The organism is Pantoea vagans (assembly GCF_004792415.1).
Lineage (GTDB): Bacteria > Pseudomonadota > Gammaproteobacteria > Enterobacterales > Enterobacteriaceae > Pantoea > Pantoea vagans.
Genome location: NZ_CP038853.1, coordinates 54,820 through 80,582 on the forward strand (window position 1 = coordinate 54,820; position 25,763 = coordinate 80,582).

At 55.4% G+C, this 25,763-nt stretch carries 22 protein-coding genes; 2 read left to right on the forward strand and 20 right to left on the reverse strand.

The features are described 5' to 3' along the window. Positions 1 to 44: 44 nt before the first annotated feature. From glmS to ravA, 18 genes are all read right to left on the reverse strand, one after another. Positions 45 to 1,874 carry a glutamine--fructose-6-phosphate transaminase (isomerizing) gene (gene glmS / locus EGO56_RS00260; protein ID WP_135907394.1) on the reverse strand — a complete coding sequence of 610 codons (1,830 nt, stop codon included), beginning with the start codon at positions 1,872 to 1,874 and terminating at the stop codon, positions 45 to 47. A gap of 154 nt (positions 1,875 to 2,028) precedes the next feature. Then, positions 2,029 to 3,399 (reverse strand): bifunctional UDP-N-acetylglucosamine diphosphorylase/glucosamine-1-phosphate N-acetyltransferase GlmU, encoded by a 1,371-nt coding sequence (gene glmU / locus EGO56_RS00265; protein ID WP_135907395.1) that lies wholly within the window; start codon positions 3,397 to 3,399, stop codon positions 2,029 to 2,031. Between the two features lie 160 nt (positions 3,400 to 3,559). After that, positions 3,560 to 3,979 (reverse strand): F0F1 ATP synthase subunit epsilon, encoded by a 420-nt coding sequence (locus EGO56_RS00270; protein WP_008926374.1) that lies wholly within the window; start codon positions 3,977 to 3,979, stop codon positions 3,560 to 3,562. A gap of 24 nt (positions 3,980 to 4,003) precedes the next feature. Further along, the gene (gene atpD, locus EGO56_RS00275; RefSeq protein WP_008926373.1) at positions 4,004 to 5,401 is read right to left on the reverse strand and encodes a F0F1 ATP synthase subunit beta; all 1,398 of its coding nucleotides are present in this window, start codon (positions 5,399 to 5,401) and stop codon (positions 4,004 to 4,006) included. 30 nt (positions 5,402 to 5,431) lie between these two features. Continuing rightward, positions 5,432 to 6,298, reverse strand: coding sequence for a F0F1 ATP synthase subunit gamma (gene atpG, locus EGO56_RS00280; protein WP_003849534.1), 867 nt, complete (start codon positions 6,296 to 6,298; stop codon positions 5,432 to 5,434). A 52-nt stretch (positions 6,299 to 6,350) separates the two neighbouring features. Beyond that, positions 6,351 to 7,892 (reverse strand): F0F1 ATP synthase subunit alpha, encoded by a 1,542-nt coding sequence (gene atpA / locus EGO56_RS00285; RefSeq protein ID WP_003849532.1) that lies wholly within the window; start codon positions 7,890 to 7,892, stop codon positions 6,351 to 6,353. Between the two features lie 14 nt (positions 7,893 to 7,906). Then, a complete protein-coding gene (gene atpH / locus EGO56_RS00290; RefSeq protein ID WP_003849530.1) occupies positions 7,907 to 8,440 on the reverse strand; it encodes a F0F1 ATP synthase subunit delta in 534 nt (177 codons plus the stop codon). 14 nt (positions 8,441 to 8,454) lie between these two features. Beyond that, positions 8,455 to 8,925 carry a F0F1 ATP synthase subunit B gene (gene atpF / locus EGO56_RS00295; protein ID WP_003849528.1) on the reverse strand — a complete coding sequence of 157 codons (471 nt, stop codon included), beginning with the start codon at positions 8,923 to 8,925 and terminating at the stop codon, positions 8,455 to 8,457. A 107-nt stretch (positions 8,926 to 9,032) separates the two neighbouring features. Continuing rightward, entirely contained in the window at positions 9,033 to 9,272 is a 240-nt protein-coding gene (atpE, locus tag EGO56_RS00300; protein WP_003849523.1) for a F0F1 ATP synthase subunit C, read from the reverse strand. Between the two features lie 105 nt (positions 9,273 to 9,377). Continuing rightward, on the reverse strand, positions 9,378 to 10,196 hold the full coding sequence (gene atpB / locus EGO56_RS00305; protein WP_003849506.1) for a F0F1 ATP synthase subunit A: 819 nt from the start codon (positions 10,194 to 10,196) through the stop codon (positions 9,378 to 9,380). A gap of 8 nt (positions 10,197 to 10,204) precedes the next feature. Continuing rightward, positions 10,205 to 10,585: a F0F1 ATP synthase subunit I gene (gene atpI, locus EGO56_RS00310; protein ID WP_013359561.1), complete on the reverse strand. Its 381-nt coding sequence runs from the start codon at positions 10,583 to 10,585 to the stop codon at positions 10,205 to 10,207. Positions 10,586 to 11,289: 704 nt separating this feature from the next. Next, a complete protein-coding gene (gene rsmG, locus EGO56_RS00315; protein WP_135907396.1) occupies positions 11,290 to 11,913 on the reverse strand; it encodes a 16S rRNA (guanine(527)-N(7))-methyltransferase RsmG in 624 nt (207 codons plus the stop codon). 47 nt (positions 11,914 to 11,960) lie between these two features. Then, positions 11,961 to 13,850, reverse strand: coding sequence for a tRNA uridine-5-carboxymethylaminomethyl(34) synthesis enzyme MnmG (gene mnmG / locus EGO56_RS00320; RefSeq protein ID WP_135907397.1), 1,890 nt, complete (start codon positions 13,848 to 13,850; stop codon positions 11,961 to 11,963). A 432-nt stretch (positions 13,851 to 14,282) separates the two neighbouring features. Then, positions 14,283 to 14,723 (reverse strand): FMN-binding protein MioC, encoded by a 441-nt coding sequence (gene mioC, locus EGO56_RS00325; RefSeq protein ID WP_013359558.1) that lies wholly within the window; start codon positions 14,721 to 14,723, stop codon positions 14,283 to 14,285. Between the two features lie 154 nt (positions 14,724 to 14,877). Further along, the gene (gene asnC, locus EGO56_RS00330; RefSeq protein ID WP_013359557.1) at positions 14,878 to 15,339 is read right to left on the reverse strand and encodes a transcriptional regulator AsnC; all 462 of its coding nucleotides are present in this window, start codon (positions 15,337 to 15,339) and stop codon (positions 14,878 to 14,880) included. Between the two features lie 104 nt (positions 15,340 to 15,443). After that, a complete protein-coding gene (gene ovoA, locus EGO56_RS00335; protein WP_135907398.1) occupies positions 15,444 to 17,582 on the reverse strand; it encodes a 5-histidylcysteine sulfoxide synthase in 2,139 nt (712 codons plus the stop codon). Between the two features lie 280 nt (positions 17,583 to 17,862). Beyond that, positions 17,863 to 19,323, reverse strand: coding sequence for an ATPase RavA stimulator ViaA (gene viaA / locus EGO56_RS00340; RefSeq protein WP_135907399.1), 1,461 nt, complete (start codon positions 19,321 to 19,323; stop codon positions 17,863 to 17,865). Continuing rightward, positions 19,320 to 20,816, reverse strand: a complete 1,497-nt coding sequence (gene ravA, locus EGO56_RS00345; protein WP_107320142.1) for an ATPase RavA — start codon at positions 20,814 to 20,816, stop codon at positions 19,320 to 19,322. The genes viaA and ravA overlap by 4 nt, the downstream gene beginning before the upstream one ends. 290 nt (positions 20,817 to 21,106) lie before the next feature. Between ravA and kup the strand changes: the two genes are divergently transcribed. Continuing rightward, the gene (gene kup, locus EGO56_RS00350) at positions 21,107 to 22,975 is read left to right on the forward strand and encodes a low affinity potassium transporter Kup (RefSeq protein WP_013359553.1); all 1,869 of its coding nucleotides are present in this window, start codon (positions 21,107 to 21,109) and stop codon (positions 22,973 to 22,975) included. Between the two features lie 15 nt (positions 22,976 to 22,990). Here kup and qseC read toward each other — a convergent pair whose 3' ends face one another. Both qseC and qseB read right to left on the reverse strand, forming a co-directional pair. After that, positions 22,991 to 24,346, reverse strand: coding sequence for a quorum sensing histidine kinase QseC (gene qseC, locus EGO56_RS00355; protein WP_135907400.1), 1,356 nt, complete (start codon positions 24,344 to 24,346; stop codon positions 22,991 to 22,993). Next, complete coding sequence (qseB, locus tag EGO56_RS00360) at positions 24,334 to 25,005, reverse strand: quorum sensing response regulator transcription factor QseB (protein ID WP_135907401.1); 672 nt, start codon at positions 25,003 to 25,005, stop codon at positions 24,334 to 24,336. Before qseB ends, qseC begins: the two co-directional genes overlap by 13 nt. 162 nt (positions 25,006 to 25,167) lie before the next feature. Between qseB and EGO56_RS00365 the strand changes: the two genes are divergently transcribed. Next, a complete protein-coding gene (locus EGO56_RS00365; RefSeq protein ID WP_135907402.1) occupies positions 25,168 to 25,575 on the forward strand; it encodes a YgiW/YdeI family stress tolerance OB fold protein in 408 nt (135 codons plus the stop codon). The last annotated feature ends 188 nt before the right edge of the window (positions 25,576 to 25,763 follow it).

A 25,763-nucleotide genomic window follows, 5' to 3' on the forward strand; every position in this document is an offset into this window, starting at 1 on the left:
ACAGAGGGCCAGAATGAAGTGAGCCCGCGACGGGGCCCACCAGGTTATTCCACGGTAACCGATTTTGCCAGGTTGCGTGGCTGATCGACGTCGGTGCCTTTGATCAGGGCGACGTGATAAGAGAGCAACTGCAGTGGCACGGTGTAGAAGATCGGCGCAATCACCTCTTCAACGTGCGGCAGCGGGATAATCTTCATCCCGTCACTGTCGCTGAAGCCCGCATCCTGATCGGCGAACACATAGAGCAGGCCGCCGCGTGCGCGCACCTCTTCGATGTTGGATTTCAGCTTCTCCAGCAGTTCGTTGTTCGGTGCCACCACGATCACCGGCATGTCCGCATCAATCAGCGCCAGCGGGCCATGTTTCAGCTCGCCTGCGGCGTAGGCTTCCGCATGAATGTAGGAGATCTCCTTGAGCTTCAGCGCCCCTTCCATAGCAATCGGGTATTGATCGCCACGGCCCAGGAACAGCGCGTGATGCTTGTCAGAGAAGCCTTCGGCCAGATTCTCAATCAGCTTATCCTGCGCCAGCATCTGCTCAATCCGGTTCGGCAACGCCTGCAGGGCATGAACGATCTCATGCTCAGTCTCAGCAGACATCCCTTTCAGACGACCCAGTTTCGCCACCAGCATCAGCAGCACCGCTAACTGAGTGGTGAAAGCTTTGGTGGAGGCGACGCCGATTTCGGTGCCCGCTTTGGTCATCAGTGACAGGTCAGATTCCCGCACCAGTGACGAGCCGGCCACGTTGCAGACCGCCAGCGACCCCAGGTAGCCCAGCTCTTTCGAGAGACGCAGCGCTGCCAGGGTATCTGCCGTTTCACCCGATTGTGACAGGGTGATCAGCAGGCTGTTTTTGCGCACCGCTGACTTGCGATAGCGAAACTCTGAGGCGATCTCCACGTCACAGGGGATATTTGCCAGCGACTCAAACCAGTAGCGTGACACCATCCCGGAATTATAAGAGGTGCCGCAGGCGATAATCTGGATATGCTCCACCTGGCTCAGCAGCGCTTCAGCGCCCGCGCCCAGCTCGCTGAGGTCAACCTGACCCTGGCTGAAGCGACCACTCAGTGTGCTTTTCAGCGCCATCGGCTGTTCGTAGATCTCTTTCTGCATGTAGTGACGGTAAATGCCTTTGTCACCGGCATCATATTGCAGGTTCGACTCGATCTCGGCACGCGTCACGGTATTGCCTTCACGGTCAATAATCGTGACATCACGACGGCTGATCTCGGCGATATCACCCTCTTCCAGATAGATGAAGCGGCGGGTCACCGGCAGCAGAGCCAGCTGATCCGAGGCGATAAAGTTTTCGCCCATGCCACGGCCAATCACCAGCGGGCTGCCGGAACGTGCCGCCACCAGCAGCGACGGATCGCGGCTGTCCATGATCACCATGCCATAGGCACCGCGTAGCTGTGGGATCACGCGCAACACGACTTCGCGCAACGAACCGCCCTGCTTCTGCTCCCAGTGAACCAGATGCGCCACCACTTCGGTGTCGGTTTCAGAGGCAAAGACGTAGCCGCGTTCGATCAGCTCAGCACGCAGCGGCTCATGGTTTTCGATGATGCCGTTGTGCACGATGATGATGTGCTCTGAGACGTGCGGATGCGCATTTGCTTCCGACGGCTCGCCATGGGTTGCCCAGCGCGTGTGCGCGATGCCGGTACCACCGATCAGCGGCTGCTGTTCAGCGGCTTCCGCCAGTTTCTGCACTTTCCCTAACCGCCGCAGGCGCGTGACGTGCCCCTGACGATCGACCACGGCCAGACCGGCCGAATCATATCCGCGATATTCAAGACGACGCAGACCTTCCAGCAGAATCTCTGCGATATCGCGTTGTGCTACTGCACCAACAATTCCACACATAATGATATTTTCCTGACTACATGGCTTTTCGCCATTTCTGTTGTCATGCGACCTGATATCCGGCTTTGCCGGTTCCCCGAGCCTTGTAGAGAGTGGGGATTATAGTTTTGGCACTGTACTGCATCGGCCCGCATAAAGCGGGCCGTTAAAAATTTTATTTTTTCTTCACCGGACGCTGCCAGTCCGCTTTGTGATTCTGCTCTTTACGGTTATAGACCAGACCGGCTTCGGTCACATCTTTCATGATGGTGGTGCCTGCCGCAATGGTAGTGCCTGCCGCGACGCTGACCGGAGCCACCAGCTGCGTATCTGAGCCTACAAATACGTCATCGCCAATCACGGTTTTGAATTTGTTCGCGCCATCGTAGTTGCAGGTGATGGTGCCTGCACCGATGTTCACGTTGTCGCCAATCTCCGCATCGCCAAGATAGGAGAGGTGACCCGCTTTCGATCCCTTGCCCAGACGCGCTTTCTTCATTTCGACGAAGTTGCCCACGTGGGCAGCGTCGGCCAAATCGCTGCCAGGACGCAGACGGGCAAAGGGCCCGACGGTACAGGCGGTAGCGAGATGAGCATCCTCGATCACCGTATAGGGGCTGATTTTACAATCATCGCCGATCACGCTGTTTTTGATGATGCAGCCCGCGCCGATTTTGACGCGCGAGCCCAGCGTGACCTGGCCTTCAATAATAACGTTAGTGTCGATTTCGACATCCCGTCCATGCGCCAGCGTTCCGCGCAGATCAAACCGTGCCGGATCGCGCAGCATCACGCCGGCCAGCAGCAGTTTTTCAGCCTGTTCAGCCTGGTATGTGCGTTCTAATGTCGCCAGCTGCAGACGGTTATTCACGCCATCGGTCTCACTGATGCGTGCCGGATGAACCGCGTTGATCACCCGACCTTCCTGATGTGCCAGCGCGATAATATCGGTGATGTAATACTCACCCTGCGCATTGTTGTTGGTGAGCTGTGACAGCCAGCGTTTTAAATCGCCGCCGTTGGCAATCAGAATACCGGTGTTGATCTCTTTAATCGTGAGCTGCGCCGGGCTGGCATCTTTCTGTTCGATAATGCCGGTGATGGTGTCGTTCTCACGCACGATGCGGCCATAGCCGGTCGGGTCGTCCAGTACCACGGTAAGTAAGCCAATGCCGCCCTGTGGTTTTGCTTCGCGCAGACGCTGTAATGTCGCCTGAGAGATCAGCGGCACGTCGCCATAGAGCATCATGATATCTTCATCATCGGCGAAGGCGGGCGCGGCCTGCTGCATGGCGTGGCCGGTGCCGAGCTGCTCAGCCTGCAGCACCCAGTTCAGCGTGCTGTCGGTAAGTGTCGCTTTCAGGCGATCGCCGCCATGACCATAGACCAGATGCACCTGCTGTGCGCCCAGCCCTTTGGCAGCATCAATGACGTGCTGAACCATCGGTTTGCCTGCCAGCGTATGCAGAACTTTAGGCAGATCGGAATACATACGGGTGCCCTTGCCAGCAGCAAGGATCACCACACTCATCGCACTGTTAGACATAACTATCCTGAGTGAATTTTTACGGGTGAAAGTAAAACGGTTTGGGGTTGAGATTACTACATTTTTCTCAGGCCGAAATTAGGCGGACGGGCAGATCGGGCGCCGCAGACAAAAAAAATGCCAGCCCGAGGGCTGGCATTTCGTGACGCATAAAGCTGGATTACATCGCTTTTTTGGTCAGTTCGATCACGCGCAGTTTAGCAATGGCTTTCGCCAGCTCGGCAGAGGCCTGAGCATAGTCCACGTCGCCGTGGCTGCTGTTCATGTGCTCTTCTGCTTTGCGTTTTGCTTCCAGAGCACGCGCTTCGTCCAGATCGGTACCGCGAATCGCGGTATCGGCCAGAACGGTGCTGCTGCCCGGTTGCACTTCCAGCACGCCGCCAGAGAGGTAGATATACTCCTCTTCGCCGTGCTGTTTCACGATACGGATCATTCCAGGCTTAATGGCAGTCAGCAGCGGCGCATGGCCAGGGAAAATCCCCAGTTCACCTTCGCTACCTGACACCTGAATTTTCTGTACCAGACCAGAGAACAATTGCTCCTCTGCGCTGACCACATCCAGGTGATAAGTCATAGCCATAATCTTCCTCCCGGGAAACCGTTATTACAGTTTCTTCGCTTTTTCCACGGCTTCTTCGATGGCACCAACCATGTAGAAGGCCTGCTCTGGCAGGTGGTCAAACTCACCTTCCATGATGCCTTTAAAGCCACGGATAGTGTCTTTCAGCGTAACGTATTTACCCGGTGAACCGGTGAATACTTCCGCAACGAAGAACGGCTGAGACAGGAAGCGCTGAATTTTACGCGCACGTGCCACCAGCAGTTTGTCTTCTTCAGACAGCTCATCCATACCGAGGATGGCGATGATGTCTTTCAGTTCCTGATAACGCTGCAGCAGTGACTGAACGCCACGCGCAACATCATAGTGTTCCTGACCGACAACCAGCGGATCCAGCTGACGGCTGGTAGAGTCCAGCGGGTCAACGGCCGGGTAGATACCCAGAGAGGCGATCTGACGGCTCAGCGTTACCGTTGAGTCTAAGTGCGCAAAGGTGGTTGCTGGTGATGGGTCAGTCAGGTCATCCGCAGGGACGTAAACGGCCTGTACGGAGGTGATTGAACCAGTCTTGGTGGAGGTAATACGCTCCTGCAACACGCCCATCTCTTCTGCCAGCGTTGGCTGGTAACCTACCGCAGATGGCATACGACCCAGCAGTGCAGAAACTTCTGTACCGGCCAGGGTATAACGGTAGATGTTATCGATGAACAGCAGAACGTCGCGGCCTTCATCACGGAATTTTTCCGCCATGGTCAGACCGGTCAGTGCAACGCGCAGACGGTTACCCGGCGGCTCGTTCATCTGGCCATAGACCAGCGCAACTTTATCGATAACGTTTGAGTCAGTCATTTCGTGGTAGAAGTCGTTACCCTCACGAGTACGCTCACCCACACCGGCAAACACAGAGTAACCTGAGTGTTCAGCCGCGATGTTACGGATCAGTTCCATCATGTTGACGGTTTTACCGACACCCGCACCACCGAACAGACCCACTTTACCGCCTTTGGCAAACGGACACATCAGGTCGATAACCTTGATGCCGGTTTCCAGCAGTTCCTGCGAGTTAGACTGATCTTCATAAGAAGGCGCTGCGCGGTGAATAGAGGCGATCTCTACTGCACTGCCGTCTTCTTCTTTCAGCTCGCCTTTCATGTCGATTGGCTCGCCGAGAACGTTCATGATACGGCCCAGGGTCGCTTTACCGACCGGAACCTGAATAGGTTTCTGCAGGTCGTTGACGTTCAGACCACGCTTCAGGCCGTCAGACGTACCCATTGCGATGGTACGAACTACGCCGCCGCCGAGCTGCTGCTGTACTTCCAGCACCAGACGCGCATCACCATTCATCACCTCGAGAGCGCTGTACACTTGCGGTACCGCGTCCTGAGGGAATTCGACGTCAACAACGGCGCCGATAATCTGGACAATCTTTCCAGTTGCCATCTTGAATCCTCTACCTAATTCCAAACCTGGTTAAACCGCGGAGGCCCCCGAGACGATCTCGGTAAGTTCCTGGGTGATGCTGGCCTGACGAGCTTTGTTGTATACCAACTGCAGCTCTTTGATCAGATTTCCGCCGTTGTCGGTTGCGGCTTTCATCGCCACCATACGTGCAGCCTGCTCACTGGCCAGATTTTCCACCACACCCTGATAAACCTGCGATTCGACATAACGACGCAGCAGGGTATCCAGCAGCGCTTTCGGATCGGGTTCGTACAGGTAATCCCAGGTCTTCGCCTTCATCTCTTCTTCACCTTCCGCTGGCGCTAACGGCAGCAGTTGGGTGATGGTCGGAGTCTGAGACATGGTGTTATTGAACTTGTTACTGACGATCATCAGTTTGTCGATGCGGCCTTCATCATAAGCCTGCAACATCACTTTTACCGGGCCAATCAGATCAGACAGGGCAGGTTTATCGCCCATGCCGCTGACTTGCGCCACAATGTTGCCACCCACAGCACTGAAGAATGACGCCCCTTTTGAACCGATAATCGACAGATCGCTCTGCACGCCTTTATCGGACCAGGACTTCATATCCGCCAGTAATTTTTTGAACAGGTTAATGTTCAAACCACCACAAAGCCCGCGGTCTGTAGAAACGACCAGGTAGCCGACGCGCTTGACGTCGCGCTGTTCCAGGTAAGGGTGCTTGTATTCCAGATTACCCAACGCAAGGTGACCAATCACTTTGCGCATGGTGTCTGCATACGGACGGCTGGCCGCCATGCGTTCCTGCGTTTTACGCATCTTGGAGGCGGCGACCATTTCCATCGCTTTGGTGATCTTCTGCGTGTTTTTCACGCTTCCAATCTTGCTTCGTATCTCTTTTGCGCCGGCCATTAGCTTCTCCTCAAAGCCTTGCGGCCTGCCTTTTCAGACAAGCCGCCAGACATTACCAGGACTGGGTTGCTTTAAACGTATCGATCAGGCCTTTCAGCTTCGCTTCGATATCGTTGTTAAAGTTACCCGACTGGTTGATTTCAGCCATCAGCTCAGCGTGGTCGCGATCGGCGAAGGCCAGCAGTGCAGCTTCGAAGCTGCCAATTTTTGCCAGTTCAACGTCGTTCAGGTAGCCACGCTCTGCAGCGAACAGAACCAGACCCTGCTGCGCGACAGACATCGGCGCATACTGTTTCTGCTTCAGCAGCTCGGTCACTTTCTGACCATGGCTCAGCTGTTTGCGGGTGGCATCATCCAGATCAGATGCGAACTGCGAGAACGCCGCCAGTTCACGATACTGTGCCAGCGCGGTACGGATACCACCGGACAGTTTCTTGATGATCTTGGTCTGTGCAGCACCACCAACGCGGGATACCGAAATACCTGGGTTAACGGCCGGACGAATACCGGAGTTAAACAGGTTCGATTCCAGGAAGATCTGACCATCAGTAATCGAGATTACGTTGGTCGGAACGAACGCAGAAACGTCGCCCGCCTGGGTTTCGATGATCGGGAGCGCGGTCAGTGAACCGGTTTTACCTGTCACTGCGCCATTGGTGAAACGCTCAACATAATCAGCGCTTACGCGTGATGCACGTTCCAGCAGACGGGAGTGGAGATAGAACACGTCGCCAGGGAACGCTTCACGGCCTGGTGGACGGCGCAGCAGCAGAGAGATTTGACGGTAAGCGATAGCCTGCTTGGAGAGGTCATCGTATACGATCAGCGCGTCTTCACCACGGTCACGGAAGTATTCGCCCATCGCACAACCTGCGTACGGAGAGAGATACTGCAGTGCAGCTGATTCAGAAGCAGACGCCACAACAACGATGGTGTTCTGCAGTGCGCCATGCTCTTCCAGCTTACGAACCACGTTAGAGATGGTTGAGGCTTTCTGACCAATCGCAACGTAGACACACTTGATGCCTGAGTCGCGCTGGTTGATGATCGCATCGATCGCCATCGCGGTTTTACCGGTCTGACGGTCACCGATGATCAGCTCACGCTGGCCACGGCCGATTGGAATCATCGCATCGACCGACTTATAACCGGTCTGAACCGGCTGGTCGACTGACTGACGATCGATAACGCCAGGTGCAATCACTTCGACCGGTGAGAAACCGTCGTTGTCGATTGCGCCTTTACCGTCGATTGGCGCACCCAGGGTGTTCACCACGCGGCCCAGCAGGCCACGGCCTACCGGTACTTCAAGAATACGGCCAGTACACTTAACCTTCATGCCTTCGGCGAGGTCAGCGTAAGGACCCATCACCACTGCACCAACCGAGTCACGCTCGAGGTTCAGGGCGATAGCGTAACGGTTACCCGGCAGGGCAATCATCTCACCCTGCATCACATCGGCCAGGCCGTGTACGCGGATGATACCGTCACTTACAGAAACAATCGTACCTTCGTTGTGAGCTTCACTCACGACATTGAACTGAGCAATGCGCTGCTTGATCAGTTCGCTGATTTCGGTGGAATTCAGTTGCATATGCTCCAGTCCCCTTAAGACTGCAAGACGTCAGCCAGACGGTCAAGACGGCCGCGTACGCTGCCATCAATAACCAGATCACCCGAACGGATGATCACGCCTGCCATCACAGACTTATCAATTTTGCAATTCAGCTTAACTTTGCGTGACAGACGTTTTTCCATCGCGGCGCTGATTTTATTCAGCTGGTCGTCACTCAGCGTACTGGCGGAGATAACATCAACTTCAGCGGTGGCTTCATGAGCGTCACGCAGTTCGATGTATTGGGCCAGTACAGCCGGAAGCGCTGTCAAACGTCCGTTTTCCGCCATCACCTTAATCAGGTTCTGCGCGGGTTCATCCAGTTGATCACCACAGACTGCGTTAAACGACGCTGCCAGCGCTTCAGGTGCTAATGCACCGGAGAGAAGATCAGCCATCTGTTCATTGCGAGCCACTTCTGCGGCAAACGCCAGCATCTGTTGCCAGCGTTCTATACTTTGATGCTCAACAGCAAAGTCAAAAGCTGCTTTGGCGTAGGGGCGAGCTACAGTAATCAGATCAGACATCAGCCCCTCCCTCCTTACAGTTCAGCGACCAGTTTATCAACGATGTCGCTGTTAGCAGCTTCATCCACGGAGCGTTCGATGATCTTCTCGGCGCCAGCCATAGCCAGCAACGCAACCTGCTTACGCAGTTCTTCACGTGCACGTTTACGTTCGGCATCAATTTCAGCCTGCGCTTGTGTCACGATGCGATTACGTTCGTTTTCAGCTTCGGTTTTCGCTTCGTCCAGAATCTGCGCGCGACGCTTGTTCGCTTGCTCGATAATGACCTGAGCGTCTTCTTTGGCTTTTTTCAGCTGGTCGGTCGCATTAGCCTGCGCGAGATCCAAATCTTTCTTTGCACGTTCAGCAGAAGCAAGGCCTTCAGCAATTTCTTTCTGGCGCTTTTCGATAGCAGCCATGAGCGGCGGCCATACGTACTTCATGCAGAACGCGACAAACAGGATGAACGCGATAGCCTGGCCGAGGATTGTTGCATTAATGTTCACAGCACAATGCCTCTAGATTGAGTATTTAACTTTTCTGCCGTTATCGTTGTGATAAGCGGCAGAATCCGTTCACCCCTGCACATTGTGCGCTGAGTGAACACAGGGCTTTAGGCGACAGCAAACATCACGTACAGACCCAGACCAACAGCGATCATCGGGATTGCATCCACCAGACCCATTACAACAAAGAACTGCGTACGCAGCAGAGGAATCAGGTCAGGCTGACGAGCAGCGCCTTCCAGGAATTTTCCTCCGAGGATGCCGATACCGATCGCAGCACCGATTGCCGCCAGGCCCATCATCACAGCGGCAGCCATGTACAGCAGATCCATATTCAGGTTTTCCATGACAGTCTCCAGTTTGTTTCAGTTAAATGCTCCCTTCATCTTCCGGGCTTCAGCGGAGTACGCTGCAACCCGGAATCAAGAGGGAAAGTAGTGTTGAGAAAAAAATCAATGCTCTTCAGATGCCATCGACAGATAGACAATCGTGAGGACCATGAAAATGAAAGCCTGTAGCGAAATGATCAGGATGTGGAAAATGGCCCACGGCACATTCAGCACCCACTGCGACCACCACGGCAACAGACCGGCAATAAGGATAAAGATCAGTTCACCCGCATACATGTTACCGAACAGTCGTAAACCCAGTGACACAGGCTTAGACAGAAGGCTCACACCTTCCAGAATCAGGTTGATCGGGATGAAGATCGGGTGGTTAAAAGGCTGCAGCGTCAGCTCTTTCGTGAAGCCGCCAATGCCTTTCATTTTGATGCTGTAGAACAGAATCAAAATAAATACGCCCAACGCCATAGATAGCGTGATGTTCACGTCTGCAGACGGTACGACGCGCAGCGCCGGTAACCCCAATACGTGCTCACCAATATATGGCAGCAGGTCGATTGGCAGCAGATCCATGAAGTTCATCAGGAAGACCCAGACAAAAATTGTCAGAGCCAGCGGGGCGATAAGTTTGCTCTTACCGTGATACATGTCGCGCACGTTACTATCAACGAAACCGACAACCAGTTCGATAGCCGCCTGCATTTTCCCTGGTACACCGCTGGTAGCAGACTTCGCCACGCTACGGAACAACACCAGGAAGATGATTCCCAGCACCATAGAGAAAAACATGGAATCGATATTTAATACCCAGAACGTCGCGGGAGCGTCGTGCGGATTCACTAACTCGAAGGTACGCAGGTCCAACTGAAGATGAGTCAGGTGGTGACCAATGTACTCTTGCGGAGTAGAGATTTCTCCTGCAGCCATGATGCCTCTTACCCTTTGTTGTTAATTACCGCCGGTGCCAGCATTTGAACCACCAGCACCGATAACCAGGTTATTCCGACCGGCCAGAAGACCGCCCCGAACAGACCCAACGCCACAATGAGCAAAATGATGGTCGCAAACACTTTAGCAATTTCACCTAAAGCGAAGCTCCACGCGACTCGCCCCGAAGCGGGGGGTTGCCCCTGCAGGCGCCAGGCTAAAAACAAAAACAATACGTTTGGCAGCCAGGCTGCCGCTCCGCCAGCAAGAGCAGAGACACCCCAGGTGACATCTTTAACAGCAAAGAGTCCGCCGATGATGACTATCGTCACCAGCTGAATCATCAGCACCGTTCGGGCGAATTTTACACTGTAAAGAGACACTGACATGACGCTGATACTCTCCTGCCCCGTTAGGGGTATGTCGCGTGTCGTATAAGACTGCCTTTGCGCAGTTGAGTCAAGCAGCAAAAGCCGTGCAAATTATACGGGCCGCACCTGCGATTTCAATCGGTAAGTAGCGAAAAGGTGAACAATTATTTAAATTTCTTTCCGGAGGGCTATTTTTCCAAAGATTACCCTGCAGAGATTCACCCGAATCTGACTGAAAATTCACTCGCATCTTGCTTTTAAAGCGTGCTTTAGATCACATAATAAGCACTCACACGACATTGAGTTTTATCTGCGGTCTATTTAAGAACAATCTGCAAAACAGATTAATCCTTTAAAATCAGAATATTGAAATTACAAAAATGCGTCCGCAAGACTATTTTCACAGAAAACACGCTATTGACATCGAACTGTGCATGAGAATCGTGAAATTGATATTACGTACGCAAAGTTATTACCACGATATATTTTCCGGCGTGACTACTTTTATTCCGCGACCCGCCTATACAAGTGATATTTCTGATAACTGAATGTGAATTAAACGTTAAATGTAACAGAGCTTTTCGGATAATTTCCGTCTCCGTTTTTAACCTTCGCTCAGCCAGGGCTTAATCAAAATCTTTTATTGATAGCGCATCATCTGCACTTTTTTCATCCATACCCTGATAAAAACCCTGGCAGATAAGCATTAAATTTCTGGAAACTCAGGCCTGCTGGTGACGAATAATGACCAGATGACGGTCACCTTCCAGCTGAGGCACCTGCAGCTTTATCACTGCATCAGAGACATAGCCAGCGGGCAACTCAGCCATTTCATCGTCCGGACGGACACCTTTGAGCGCATAAAAGCGCCCTTCTCCGCCAGGCAGATGGTGACACCAGTTCACCATGTCGGTCAGCGAGGCGAATGCACGGCTGATGACGCCATCAAAAGGTGGCTCAGCCGGGAACGCCTCAACCCGGCTCTGTACCGGAGTAATGTTAGTGAGTCCTAACTCATGCTGAACCTGACGCAGGAACCGCACCCGCTTGCCCAGACTGTCGAGCAGCGTAAAGTGCGCATCGGGCATCACGATAGCCAGCGGAATGCCAGGCAGACCGGGACCGGTGCCGACATCAATGAAACGCGAACCTTTCAGATGCGGTGCCACCACAATGCTGTCGAGGATATGGCGAACCAGCATCTGCTGCGGATCGCGCACGGATGTCAGATTGTAGGCTTTGTTCCACTTATCCAGCAGGCCGACATAGGCAACCAGCTGCTGTTTTTGTTGATCGGAGAGGGAAATACCGGCTGCCTTTAGCAGCGACGTGAGTGTGTTAATCACAGCATAAGTCCATTCAGCGGGGGCGAGTCGCCTCGCCCCGTTTCAGATCAGGCGCTTTTGCGCAGCAGACCCTGTTTTTTCAGATAGATAAGCAGAATTGAGATGGCCGCCGGAGTAATACCGGAAATACGCGTTGCCTGACCAATCGACACGGGTTTGTGATCGTTCAGCTTGGCGATCACCTCGTTCGAGAGGCCATTCACCTGACGGTAGTCGAGTTCTACCGGCAGCAGCGTATTCTCATTACGCAGCTGGCGATCGATCTCTTCCTGCTGACGCGCGATATACCCTTCATATTTGACCTGAATCTCAACCTGCTCAGCAGCCTGCTCATCAGTCAGTGCCGGACCAAAGGCATCCAGCGTCATCAGCTTCAGATAGGTCAGCTCAGGACGGCGTAGCAAATCTTCACCGCTCGCTTCTTTAGTCAGCGGCGCGCTGAGTACCGTGTTCACTTCGGTCACGTGCTCTGACTTCGGATGAACCCAGATATCGCGCAGGCGCTGACGCTCCTGTTCAATCGCTTCCAGCTTCTGATTGAAACGCGCCCAGCGCGCATCATCCACCAGGCCCAGTTCACGGCCGGTTTCGGTCAGGCGCAGGTCAGCATTGTCTTCGCGCAGCATCAGGCGGTATTCCGCACGGGAGGTAAACATCCGGTACGGCTCTTTGGTGCCAAGTGTGCAGAGGTCATCCACCAGTACGCCGAGATAAGCCTGATCACGACGTGGTGCCCAGCCCTCTTTGTCGGCAGACTGACGGGCCGCATTCAGACCGGCCAGCATTCCCTGCGCAGCCGCTTCTTCGTAGCCGGTTGTGCCGTTGATCTGTCCGGCAAAGAACAGGCCGTGAATAAATTTACTTTCCAGCGTCGGTTTGAGATCGCGCGGATCGAAGAAGTCATACTCGATGGCATAGCCCGGACGCACGATCTTCGCATTCTCCATGCCCTGCATCGACCGGACGATCTGAATCTGCACATCAAAAGGCAGACTGGTCGAGATACCGTTCGGGTAGATCTCATTGCTGGTCAGCCCTTCCGGCTCCAGGAAGATCTGATGCGAGTTGCGATCGGCAAAACGCATCACTTTGTCTTCGATCGACGGGCAGTAGCGTGGGCCGATCCCTTCAATGATCCCGGCGTACATCGGGCTGCGATCCAGGTTATTGCGGATCACCTCATGGGTTTTCTCGTTGGTATGCGTGATCCAGCACGGCACCTGCTGCGGATGCTGAGAGGCATTGCCCATAAACGAGAAGACCGGCATCGGGTTATCGCCGTGCTGCGGGCTGAGCACTGAAAAATCGATGGTGCGCGCATCGATACGCGGTGGCGTACCGGTCTTGAGGCGGTTTACCCGCAGCGGCAGCGCACGCAGTCGTTTTGCCAGTGGAATGGACGGGGGATCGCCAGCGCGACCGCCGCTGTAATTGTCCAGACCGATATGAATTTTGCCGTCAAGGAATGTTCCGACGGTAAGAACGACAGTTTTCGCGCGGAACTTCAGTCCCATCTGAGTGACGGCACCCACGACACGATCGTTTTCCACGATAAGATCGTCGACCGCCTGCTGGAAGATCATCAGATTGGGCTGATTCTCCAGTGCCGTACGCACCGCCTGGCGATAAAGCACGCGATCGGCCTGAGCACGGGTCGCCCGTACTGCCGGGCCTTTGCTGGCGTTTAGTATCCTGAACTGAATACCCGCCTGGTCAATCGCACTGGCCATCAGACCACCCAGGGCATCCACTTCCTTTACCAAATGTCCTTTGCCAATACCACCAATCGCCGGGTTACAGGACATTTGTCCAAGCGTATCAATGTTATGGGTGAGTAACAGGGTTTGCTGACCCATTCGGGCTGCCGCCATTGCGGCTTCGGTGCCCGCATGACCACCACCAATTACGATGACGTCAAAAGGATCCTGATAAAACATGAAGTGGTACCTCGGTTGATGAACTTGCAGGATCGTCGTCCTGGGGCGTGGATTCTACTCAAATTCCGTCTGGGGTGAAAGCCGCGGGATCGTCCGGTTTTAAAAGAAAGGATCTTAGATCTGTATATGATCTTTCTGTTAGATCTCTTATTAGGATCCCTGTTTTCTGTGGATATGTGCCAGAAGCATTGCAGAAACAACAGGATGAAGAGGATCACTACCTGTGAGTGATCGGTGATCCTGATCCGTATAAGCTGGGATCAAAACGCCATGTTATCCACAGCTCAAAAATCATTCTACCGTTATTCTTTGGATAACTACCGGTTATACGCAGTAAAATAGGGTAGTTATCCACAAAATAAACGAGCGGGAAAGGATAAAATCAGCATCTTCCACTGGGGATCATGACTATTTCGCGATCCCCAGCCCCATTCAGATCGCCTTTTTCCAGCTTTCCAGCCAGGCTTCCGCCGGATCTTCAGGGATCTCATGCTCCAGCACGTCAATCTCAAGACGATCGCCGATCTGCCGGGCACCCTGAGCAATTAACAGCGCTTCTATCTGGCGGATCGCGCCACAAAAGAGATCATATTCATGATTACCGAGTCCAATCGCCCCAAAGCGAACCTGAGAGAGATCGGGCTGGCTGTCACGAATGGCTTCGAACAGCGGCAGCAGATTGTCGGGAATATCGCCTGCACCGTGGGTTGAGCAGACCACCAGCCAGATACCCTCCTGCGGCACCTCATCCAGCTCCGGGCCATGCAGCATCTGCGTTGAGAAGCCCGCTTCCTGTAATTTTTCTTCCAGATGTTCAGCCACATACTCTGCGCTACCCAGAGTACTGCCACTGATTAAGGTAATATCGGCCATCTTGCTCTCCCGGAGATTAAGGCGAGCATTGTACGCTGTGATCAAGCAGTGATCCACCTGTGGACAACAGGGTTAATAGATCAGGAGAAGCGAACGCAGCCGTTGTCAGCCGCCACATTCGTCAGGGATAAGATTATGCACAAGGCAGGGAGGATCAGGGCTTGATGGTGCGCATGATCGGGTTTTGCAGCGAGATCAGGGTTTCCGTCGACTGGATTTCATCAATAGTCTGGATCTTGTTGATCAGCACCTGTTGCAGGGCGTCGATTGACCGGCACATCACTTTAATAAAGATGCTGTAGTGCCCGGTGGTGTACCAGGCCTCAACCACTTCATCCAGCGCCTCCAGTTTGCTCAGTGCCGCCGGATAGTCTCGTGCGCTCTTGAGGATAATGCCGATAAAACAGCAGACATCAAATCCCAGCTGACGCGGATCGATATCAACCCGGGTGCCCAGGATAATGCCCGCCTGCTTCATCTTTTCCACACGCACATGAATGGTGCCGGGGCTGACATTAAACTGTTTTGCCAGCTCGGCGTAAGCGGTGCGCGCATTATCCAGCAGGGCATTCAGAATGCCGCGATCCAGGTTATCGAGCTGCAGATGTTCGGCCATGGCCATCCTCGTTATTGGTCTGCTTTAAGTAAACAAGGGTGAATGTGCAGCAAAATAGCGGTTCAGGCAACTACCGGCAGCGACGGGCGCCGCTGCCGGTTCACTTAGCGTTTGCGCCAGACGGTGACCTGCGCCAGCGTGTGCTGGAACTTGCGGGCCGTTTCGCGGATCACAAAGGGTTTATCCTGCGGTTCACCGACCAGTTCGAAGTCGGCTGCCAGCAGACGTTGCAGTGCCTGCAGCGTGGTCAGCGCCTCACCATTTTCCCGCACGCCGCCCAGCCAGTTCTCCTTCGGCGTGAAATCTTCCAGCCAGGTATAAGGCGATGAGAGCAGCAGAATACCGCCCTGACGCAGCATCGGCGTGACATCCCGCAGGAAACGAGCAGGCTGGCGCAGGCGGTCGATCAGGTTGGAGGCGAGCACCAGATCGTAACGACCCGGCTGCGGCTTCAGGTTACAGGCGTCGCCCTGAACAAACTGAATCCGCTGTGCCAGTTCGCTCTCCAGCGCAAAATCTTTCAGGCGAACCTGACGATACTCCACCAGATCGCCTTCCTGAGGCAGCAGATAGCGGAAGTCTTCGCCGCTGGCCAGCTGCAGCGCCACATCGATGAAGCGGGCCGAGTAGTCCATTCCGGTGACTCGTTCAAAGTGGCGAGCCAGTTCAAAACTGGCGCGTCCGGTGGCACAGCCGATATCCAGTGCATCGCCACGGGCTGAGGTGTAGTTAAGCGCCAGCTTCACCAGGCTCTCGGCATAGTTATCCACGCCGAAATAGCGCGGGCCATACTGGAAGTCGAGGTACTGCGACACCATCGCGTCGGATTCATACGGGTTCAGCGCCATGGTCTCCTGATGGCTGGACACCACGTAGCGGAAACCGGCGTGCTGGAAGAAGTGGCGGCGGAACGCATAGCGTGCCGATTTCAGCGCCTCATTGCCGGTCGAGATCCAGCTGCCGCCTTTGATCAGGGAATGTTTGCCATCGAAGGTCGGGGTAGAGAAATCATCGTAAAGCGGGTGGACTTTGAAGCCTTCAAAGCCATTGGTCGGCGTGGTCGTCCATTGCCAGACGTTACCTACGATATCGAAGAACGCGCCCTGGGCGAAGAGATCGACCGGCGAGGAGGACGCCCAGTACGCCAGGTTAATGTTGCCCGGCGTCGGTTCCCAGTCCGGCTGATCGCCCGCAACCTGCTCGCGCAGTTGAGCCCACTCCGCTTCACATGGGAGCTGAACGCTCATGCCGGTCTGTTCCGCTTTCCAGCGGCAGAAGGCGGCTGCTTCCAGCTGATTGACCTCAGCAGGCCAGTCCCACGGCATCGCCACTTCTTCACACATCAGACGCAGTTTAAGCTGATCGGGCATCGCAGGCGTGCCGACCCAGAAGGTGGGCATCTCTGCTTTGGCAAACTGACACCAGCCCCAGCCTTCATCATCCCACCAGCGGGCATCCTGATAACCGCCCGCCTCAACGAACGCCATGAATTCCGCATTGCTGACCAGCATTTTGCTCGCCTGGAAAGGCTGCAGCGCAACCTGCTGGCGGCCATATTCATTATCCCAGCCGTAGGTATCGTCGGTTTTACCCAGCGTGACGGTGCCGCCTGGCATCGGCAGCAGGGCATTGGCCGGAACAGCTTCACGCTGATGGCGCGCCATCGGACAGACCGGCCACGCGGCCTGCGGTCTGACCCACTCAACCGGTAACTGGCGGATCAGCACGCTGGACGTTTCCAGATGAATACGCTCATGCTCAATGCCCATCAGGATCACCCAGGCCGGGCTCTCCCAGCTGATCGGCAGCGTGATCGGTAGGGTCTGGATCAGATCGCTGACCAGCGCTTTAACGCGGTTACGGTATTCACGGACTTCATCAATGGTGGGCCAGTCATAGTGACTGTCGTTGAGATCGTCCCAGCTCATCTCATCCACACCAATCGCCATCATCGCTTCGATACGATCGTCCAGACGCGCATCAATGAGGCGTCCGGCCATCAGCTTATTAATGTAGAAGGTGGCGGTGTGACCAAAATAGAAGATTAATGGATGGCGCAGCGGAATGGCTTTGGTAAACCAGGCCTGTGAATCGGCCAGACAGGTGAACAGACTTTCATACTGTTCCCAGGTCTGATGAAAATAGGCCAGCAATTCGGCACGTTTTTGTTCTATGTTCTGGCCGGAGAGCAATAACGTCCGCGTCGGTGCAGGCAGATCGCGATGGGGTTGAGCAAGCGTCACAGGAAGCTCCAGATTGCTGAGTAAGTGAAACGGTAATTCACTATAGCAAATAAGCATTTCTGCAAGATGACTTAGAGCCTGCCCGTCAGGCTATTTTATTTGCCAGTCTGAACCTGGGCAGTGCTCACACAGGCTGCTTTAGCAACCTGAACGCCCGTCAGGGCGGCCCTGAAGGGGCGAGCACAGCGAGTAATCCTCACGTACTACGTGTACGCTCCGGTTGTTCCGCGCTGTCCGTGTCCAGACTGCCTGCAACAATTACGCCTGTCGGGACAGACTCTTAACGGCGCCAGTGGCGCAGCAGGCGGCTTTTCATGCCGGTGTCGAAGCGCCAGATATGGTCGAAGATGCGCAGAATACCGGGTTTCCCGTGGGCCGACATTGCCACGGCGTGAAAACGTTGCTGATTATGTCGCTGGCGCTTTTTGATCGCCCCGATGACCTCTTCCGGCAGACGCTGGGCAATAAAATCGGAAACGATCACCGCATCGGCTTCCTCCCACAGTGCGCCTTCCATTCGGGTGACAACCGAAGAGAGACAGGCGGCCAGATCGGTGCCGCCACGGAAACGCTGGCTCAGAAAGCGAATCGCCTGCTCCAGTCCGTCCTCACCGGTCAGCTCATAGCCAATTACCTCATGCGCAAACAGCATGATGTAGCAGCGACGGCGATCGGCCAGCGCGACCTTCAGCAGTGCCAGACAAAAGGCTTTAGCGCAACGCTCATTAAAGCCCCCCATCGACCCGGAGGTATCGACGCAGACGATAAACGGTCCGCGCGGCTGCTCTTCATGCTGCTGGTGGCTGGCCGGACGCATCGTCACCTTTTCATGCCAGGCATCGCCCTGCAGCTTATAGGTCAGCAGCCGTTTCTCGACCAGCCGCCGGTAAAATTCCAGCTCCAGTTCACTGATGCTCAGCGCGGCTAACTCCGGCGGTAACAGTCGCAGCACGTCATCGCTCTGATGAATGCCGCTGACCTCTTCCGGCACGGACGCAGGCTCCTGCACCAGATGATGAAAAGCTTCCATCGGGGCATCCTGTGACGGCACCGATTTTGCCTCGCGGCTGCGACCCAGTTGCTGGGCCAGCTTCAGCAGCTCCGGTTGCTGCGCCAGAAAGTCGCCATATTGCAGCATCAGCTGATAGTCGCCGGGCTGCAGTGACGCTTTGCTCATGTCCCACAGCCGGCCAGCGGCGGCTTCATCATCGTCACTGAGAATCGGAGCCAGCTGACCGCTCAGTGCCATGCGCTGCTGCAGTTCCGCCAGCAGGCGTTCGCGCTGCTGCTCCAGCAAATCCTGATTCAGCGTCAGAGTCTGTAAGGTCAGGCTCAGCCGCCAGCGCTGTAAAAAAAGCTGGTGCTGCGCGCTGCTGAGATGGCTGATATCGGTGTGCTGCAGCAGCCGGTTAGCTTCATCAAGAAAAGGAGACGGCAGGCTTTGAAGCGCCTCAAGTGTGGCAGTCAGTTGCTGGCTGAACTCACGATCGCTGAGGAGCTGGATGCGCTGGAACAGCTGAAATTCCTCGGCCAGCGTGGCCGGAACCGGCGTGGCTTTGAGTTCAGCACTAATCTCCGCTCGCCAGCGTGGCACATCGCGCAGCAGCGCTTTTTTCAGCCCGGGGAATTTTTCAAAAAACAGCGCCAGCTGCGGGGACGCCAGCAGGGCAATAATCAGCTCTTCAATCAGTTCGGTCTCACCCACTGAGAGCAGCGTGCTCAGCGTCTCGACTGAGATCATTTACGCGCCTGTTTCAGCTGTTCCGCTACATCCTGCAGGCTGGTTTCGACCCGCGCCAGCCAGTCATCACTGATAAACAGGCAGCGCTGATGCTGGCTGAACAGATGACGCTGCGACCGCAGCTCACTTTCCAGCGCATCCAGCGCATCGGTAATCTCACCGGGCAACGGTTCGCTGTTGCTGACGCCTGGCAGCATCAGACGTGACGATTGCAGGCTCACATCACGGATAGCCAGGCAGTGCTGCGCATCCACCTGTAAATCCAGGCTTTGTGCAAAGCCAATCCCATTGAGCTTGCCGCGAACCTCACCGCCTTTCTGCAGCCACTGATTCAGGGCATCACGCGCAATCACAATATGGCTTACCTGCATGTCGTGCAGCATTAGCGGCTTTTGCAGCATCAGCGTCAGTTGCTCATCGGTAAAGCTTTCCGGCAGATCGTAATGGGGCTTGCGGCTGAACATGCCGCTGTGTCTTTCCAGAGTGATCGCCTGCGCGATGCTCTGCTGCTGTTGCAGAGCCAGGCGACGCGCTTTGATCTGCTGCAGTTTCAGCAGCATTGGCTGCTGCTGCCAGGCATGCTGCGTCATCAGCTGATCGATTTCTCGCTCCAGCAACTGCATGGAGGCGACGTCGTGCCAGAGGCAATCTTTCAGCAGGATCAGGTCTATCGGGGCAATGGTATTGCGACCGCTGTAGAAGGCGCTGGCCTGCAGCAGATGGATGGCTTTTTTCCAGCGACGATCGGAAATGTAAGGTGCGGCAGGCTGGCTCTCCAGTTGCTGACGCAGCTGATAAATCAGCTCAAAGACGGCATCGGGCAGGCTGACCTGGCTGATGCCGAGCTGCCACTGCGCATACTCTTCATCACTGATGCGCAGGGATTCCGCGACCGGATTGGTGTGCTCATCCTGCTGGTGGGTCAGCATGCTGCGAAAGTTCTGCTTCTCATGCACGTTATCCAGCCACAGGCGGATCAGCATTCGATCATAGAGCGCCTCAAGACCGCTATCCGCTTCCGGCAGTTCGTTGGAGGCGGTGACCAGCAGCCGCATCGGGATGGTCTCTTCGCTGTCACCATTGCGGAAGCGGCGCTCATTGATAGCGGTCAGCAGGGTATTCAGAATCGCCGGGCCGGCTTTCCAGATCTCATCCAGAAAAACAATCTCGGCGTCGGGCAGATACCCTTTAGTGAGACGCTGGTAGCGCCCTTCGTCTTTCAGTGCCTGAATGGAGAGCGGGCCAAACACTTCTTCCGGCGTGGAGAAACGGGTCATCAGATATTCAAAGGCGCGGGCGTGCTGAAAGGCATATTTAAGGCGGCGGGCAATCAGGCTCTTGGCGATGCCCGGCGGTCCCAGCAGAAACACGCTTTCACCGCTCAGCGCGGCCAGCAGGCAAAGGCGAATGGCATGGTGCCGTTCATATAATCCTTTTTCTAACGCATTGCTAAGGCGAGAAATTCTTTCTGCCAAAAGATGGGGTTGAGCCATAATCACATCAATGTCCTTACGATCGTCGGGCCGCCGCGCTTAAGCAAGCGCCTTACTCTATAGATCATCATGCGTGAAAGCGTTGATAGCTGTCAGCTTTTTTGTTTCAGAAGGTTTGCCTGTTTTAAAGTGGTGCCGGATGACAATTTATCGTCTGAAATGACCCCGTTACCCTGACCGCGAGGCGAAGCGGGTATAGGAATTTTCGTTAAACCGTGCATACTGTGCGCTTTTTGATGGCCTGAGCGAGGGGTTTTTGCACCTCTTAGACTCCAACAAAAGATAACTCTATGAGCTCGGATAATAAGCAGTCACTTCGCGGATTAACGCTGGCCGCTATTGGTGTTGTTTACGGGGATATCGGCACCAGTCCGCTGTATACCTTGCGTGAATGTCTCTCCGGACAGTTTGGTTTCGGCGTTGAGCGGGAAGCCGTATTTGGCTTTCTGTCGCTGATTTTCTGGCTGCTGGTGCTGGTGGTCTCACTGAAGTACATCAGTTATGTGATGCGTGCCGACAACGCCGGGGAAGGCGGGATTCTGACCCTGATGTCGCTGGCAGGTCGCCATACCGGTGCACGCGCCACGGCGGTGCTGGTGATCATGGGCCTGATTGGTGGCAGCTTCTTCTATGGAGAGGTGGTGATCACGCCAGCCATTTCGGTGATGTCCGCCATCGAAGGCCTGGAGATTGCTGCGCCGTCGCTGGATCCCTTTATTGTGCCGATGTCGATTGCGGTGCTGACGCTGCTCTTTGCCATTCAGAAGCATGGCACCGGTATGGTGGGTAAACTCTTCGCTCCGGTAATGCTGGTCTGGTTTCTGGTGCTGGCGATCCTGGGTGTCATGGGCATCATGCGAAACCCGGACGTGCTGCATGCGCTGAATCCTGCCTATGCGGTGGAATTCTTCCTGCACTATAAGTCCGTTTCGTTCTTCGCCCTCGGTGCAGTTGTGCTGGCGATTACCGGGGTCGAGGCGCTTTATGCCGATATGGGTCACTTCGGTAAAGTGCCGATTCGGCTGGCCTGGTTTTCGGTGGTGCTGCCGTCGCTGGTGCTGAACTACTTTGGTCAGGGCGCGCTGTTACTCAGCGATCCTAAAGCAATTAAAAACCCCTTCTTCCTGCTGGCCCCGGACTGGGCGCTAATCCCGATGCTGATTCTGGCAACGCTGGCCACCGTTATCGCCTCACAGGCAGTCATCTCCGGCGTCTTCTCGCTGACGCGTCAGGCGGTGCGACTGGGTTATCTGCCAGGGATGCGTATCATCCACACTTCTGAGCGCGAATCGGGCCAGATTTATATTCCGGTGATCAACTGGGTGCTCTATTTCGCCGTGCTGATTGTCATTATCAGCTTTGAGCATTCAAGTAATCTGGCTGCAGCCTACGGTATTGCGGTGACCGGCACCATGGTGCTGACGGCAATGCTCTCCTGCACCGTGGCGGTTAAAAACTGGCACTGGAACAAGCTGGCGGTCGCTGTCATCCTGGTGCTGATGCTCTGCATCGACGTGCCGCTGTTTACCGCCAACCTGGTGAAAATTTTCTCTGGTGGCTGGCTGCCGCTCTGTCTCGGTCTGGTGATGTTTATCATTATGACGACGTGGAAAAGCGAACGTTTCCGTCTGCTGCGCCGCATGCACGAACATGGTAACTCCCTGGAGGCGATGATCGCGTCGCTGGAGAAATCGCCGCCGGTTCGCGTACCGGGCACAGCGGTCTATATGTCGCGTGCCCTGAATGTGATTCCGTTTGCCATGCTGCACAACCTCAAGCACAACAAAGTGTTGCATGAGCGGGTCGTGCTGCTGACGTTGCGCACTGAAGATGCGCCATACGTGCACAACGTGCGTCGTGTCACCATTGAGCAGCTGTCGCCGACCTTCTGGCGGGTGGTGGCAAGCTACGGCTGGCGTGAGACGCCAAACGTCGAGGAGATTTTCCACCGTTGCGGGCTGGAAGGACTCAACTGCCGCATGATGGAGACCTCGTTCTTCATGTCGCATGAGTCGCTGATCATCGGCAAACGGCCGTGGTATCTGCGCCTGCGCGGCAAACTCTTCCTGGCGCTGCAGCGCAATGCGCTCCGTGCGCCAGACCAGTTTGAGATCCCGCCAAACCGCGTGATTGAGCTGGGCACCCAGGTCGAGATTTGATTGGCAGCGCCCGCCTTACGGGGCGGGCGCTGACCAGCGTAGCGTGACGCACAAGCCGCCGCCGGGTCGCTGGCTGAACGTAACCTGCATACCATGCAACTGGGCAATATTACGCACTATCGATAATCCCAGCCCGCTCCCGCTCTTCTCCTGACCTGGCGGTCGCCAGAAACGCTCACCGAGCCGTTGCAGGTCGGCAGCACTCAGACCCTCACCGTTATCCTCCACCGACAGGCTGTTTGCCTGCAACCGCACATCGACTTCGCTGCCCGCAGGCGTATAGCGAATGGCGTTATCCAGCAGATTTCGCACCAGCAGTGACAGCAGCAGCGGATGTCCCTGAATCTGCGGATCGGCCTCAGCGTGCAGCCGCAGCGTGACGCCGGTTTTATCCGCCAGCGGCAATTGTGCGGCGATCGTCTCCTGCACCGTGCGTTTCAGCGCCACCGGTTCGAAGGCGCTGCGTGCATCATCGGCTTCAACCCGCGAGAGCGTCAGCAGCTGATCCACCAGCCGCGTAGCGCGGACAATGCCGGCATCCAGCTGTTGCAGCGCGTGGGTTCGCATCACTTCGTCATCCGCCGTCAGCTGGATCACTTCGCTTTGCACCTGCAGCGCGGCCAGTGGACTGCGCAGCTCATGTGCGGCATCGGAGGTAAAGCGTCGTTCACGCTGCATCATGGCGCTGATGCGGCTGAACAGGCCATTAAGCGCCATCATCAGCGGCTGTACCTCTTTCGGCACGCGGTCTGCCTGCAGCGGCGTATCGTCATCAGGCGCGCGCTGCGCCAGCTGCTGCGCCAGCGTCTTCAACGGTCGCAGTTCAGACCAGACCAGTCCGATGAGCAACAGCAGCATAAACGGCAGCGCGATCAGCCAGGGCAGCATACTGGCTTTCATCAGCTCCTGTGTTATGTCGTCGCGGTATTCCGACTCCTGACCGACGACTATCCGGAACTTCTGATCCGGCGTGGTCAGCCAGACAAACCGCCAGCGATCGTCATCATTGGTGAGCTGTCCTTCATGAAATCCCTGATAGTCCGCCTCAAACGGCAGATAGCGGCCATTATCGCCATCATTCATTACCTGCCTGCCGTCACGGGTAAAGACAGCAAAGGCCAGGGCATCGTCATCCTGATCGCCACGATGGTGCCGCAGCATCGCTTTGGTTCGGGGCAACGTGGTGTTGTCCAGCGAAGAGAAATCCAGCGTCAGCAGACGCTTGGCCAGCAGCATCTGCTGGGTATCAAACAGCTCATCAAGGGTTTCACGGGTCTGATGCCAGGCACTCAGGCTGGCACTGGCCCAGCAGATGCCGAGCAGCAGCACGAAACCGATGCCCAGCCGCAGAAACAGGCTCATTGATCGCATTCAGCGGCTCCCAGGGTATAACCGACGCCGTGCAGCGTGCGGATAAACGCGCTGCCCAGCTTTTTACGCAGATGATGGATATGCACTTCTACCGCGTTGCTGGAGACATCGGCATCCCAGCTGTAGAGCTTCTCTTCCAGCTGGCTGCGCGTCAGCACCCGGCCCGGGTTGCGCATAAAGAGTTCCAGCAGCGCCAGTTCACGGCTTTTCAGCTCAATCGCTTCGTCATCGCGCATGACGCTATGGCTGCCGGGGATCAGTACCACGTTACCGTGACGGAGTTCGGGCTGCAGCTGACCGTGACGGCGGCGTATTAGCGCCTGCAGGCGCGCGGCCACTTCGGTTAAGGCAAAGGGTTTGCACAGATAGTCATCGGCTCCCATCTGCAGGCCTTCAACCCGCTGATCGAGCGCATCGCGGGCAGTCAGTATCAGGACCGGCACATCATTTCCCTGCTGCCGCCACTGCCGCAGGATATCGAGTCCATCCCGCTCAGGCAGAGAAAGGTCCAGGATCACCGCATCCCAGGGCGCGGCCTCCAGCGCGTTACAGCCCGACTCACCAGACGTAAACCAGTCAACGCTGAAGCCCAGTTTACTCAGCCCCGCTTTGATACCGTCGCCAATCAAGCGATCGTCTTCAATCAGTAAAATACGCATCACGTCTCCCTGTTCCGATAGCGCTTTATACGAAGCAACTTCCTCACTGTACAGCTGATTTCGGCGAAAATGGCTTATTTTTCACGCTTAAGAAGCTGTTAAGAACTCTGTGGTCAACTGGGCCTATTCAAACCGAAAACACCACTGAGAAAGGGGTACACCATGAAAAAGCACGCTGCAATTCTGGCCGTCGTTATGCTGGCTTCCGCCCCGGTTTTCGCTGCACAGCAGGGCGGATTTGTTGATCCCAGTGCGCCAGCCGCACAGACGCCGTCAGCATCCGGTCAGGGCGGCTTCAGTGCCGATCACACCAGTGTGGTGACCGTGAAGCAGGCTGAAGAGATGAAAGATGACAGCTGGATCACCGTGCACGGCAAGCTGGAGAAACAGATCGGCAAGGAAGATTATCTGTTCCGCGACCAGACGGGCACCATGAAGGTCGAAATCGACCACAAGCACTGGAACGGCCAGACCATCACGCCCAAAGATAACGTTGAGCTGACGGGTGAACTGGATAAAGATTTCAATAGCATTGAGATGGACGTTAAGCAGGTTAAGAAACTGCCTTAATTCCCTTCTGCCGGGCCGCATTTGCGGCCCTGAGATTGTTGACAAAGTCCGGCCCGGTAGCGGTAAGTCCGAGCCAGCGTAGGGAACACGGTCAGATCGGAAAGACGCAAAAACCGCCATCCATGGCCCGCTCGGCCCGCGCCGTCCGTGGCGCGGGACGCTTTCCTCCTATGACCGTGTTCCCTACG

Bases quoted from the DNA above. Each gene is read 5' to 3' on its own strand.
- atpA (WP_003849532.1), bottom strand. From the start codon at position 7,892: ATGCAACTGAATTCCACCGAAATCAGCGAACTGATCAAGCAGCGCATT.
- kup (WP_013359553.1), top strand. From the start codon at position 21,107: ATGAGCTCGGATAATAAGCAGTCACTTCGCGGATTAACGCTGGCCGCT.
- EGO56_RS00365 (WP_135907402.1), top strand. From the start codon at position 25,168: ATGAAAAAGCACGCTGCAATTCTGGCCGTCGTTATGCTGGCTTCCGCC.
- atpI (WP_013359561.1), bottom strand. From the start codon at position 10,585: ATGTCAGTGTCTCTTTACAGTGTAAAATTCGCCCGAACGGTGCTGATG.
- atpH (WP_003849530.1), bottom strand. From the start codon at position 8,440: ATGTCTGATCTGATTACTGTAGCTCGCCCCTACGCCAAAGCAGCTTTT.
- ravA (WP_107320142.1), bottom strand. From the start codon at position 20,816: ATGGCTCAACCCCATCTTTTGGCAGAAAGAATTTCTCGCCTTAGCAAT.
- mioC (WP_013359558.1), bottom strand. From the start codon at position 14,723: ATGGCCGATATTACCTTAATCAGTGGCAGTACTCTGGGTAGCGCAGAG.
- qseB (WP_135907401.1), bottom strand. From the start codon at position 25,005: ATGCGTATTTTACTGATTGAAGACGATCGCTTGATTGGCGACGGTATC.
- atpD (WP_008926373.1), bottom strand. From the start codon at position 5,401: ATGGCAACTGGAAAGATTGTCCAGATTATCGGCGCCGTTGTTGACGTC.
- glmS (WP_135907394.1), bottom strand. From the start codon at position 1,874: ATGTGTGGAATTGTTGGTGCAGTAGCACAACGCGATATCGCAGAGATT.
- atpE (WP_003849523.1), bottom strand. From the start codon at position 9,272: ATGGAAAACCTGAATATGGATCTGCTGTACATGGCTGCCGCTGTGATG.
- glmU (WP_135907395.1), bottom strand. From the start codon at position 3,399: ATGTCTAACAGTGCGATGAGTGTGGTGATCCTTGCTGCTGGCAAGGGC.
- asnC (WP_013359557.1), bottom strand. From the start codon at position 15,339: ATGGCCGAACATCTGCAGCTCGATAACCTGGATCGCGGCATTCTGAAT.
- atpB (WP_003849506.1), bottom strand. From the start codon at position 10,196: ATGGCTGCAGGAGAAATCTCTACTCCGCAAGAGTACATTGGTCACCAC.
- qseC (WP_135907400.1), bottom strand. From the start codon at position 24,346: ATGCGATCAATGAGCCTGTTTCTGCGGCTGGGCATCGGTTTCGTGCTG.
- EGO56_RS00270 (WP_008926374.1), bottom strand. From the start codon at position 3,979: ATGGCTATGACTTATCACCTGGATGTGGTCAGCGCAGAGGAGCAATTG.
- mnmG (WP_135907397.1), bottom strand. From the start codon at position 13,850: ATGTTTTATCAGGATCCTTTTGACGTCATCGTAATTGGTGGTGGTCAT.
- viaA (WP_135907399.1), bottom strand. From the start codon at position 19,323: ATGATCTCAGTCGAGACGCTGAGCACGCTGCTCTCAGTGGGTGAGACC.
- atpG (WP_003849534.1), bottom strand. From the start codon at position 6,298: ATGGCCGGCGCAAAAGAGATACGAAGCAAGATTGGAAGCGTGAAAAAC.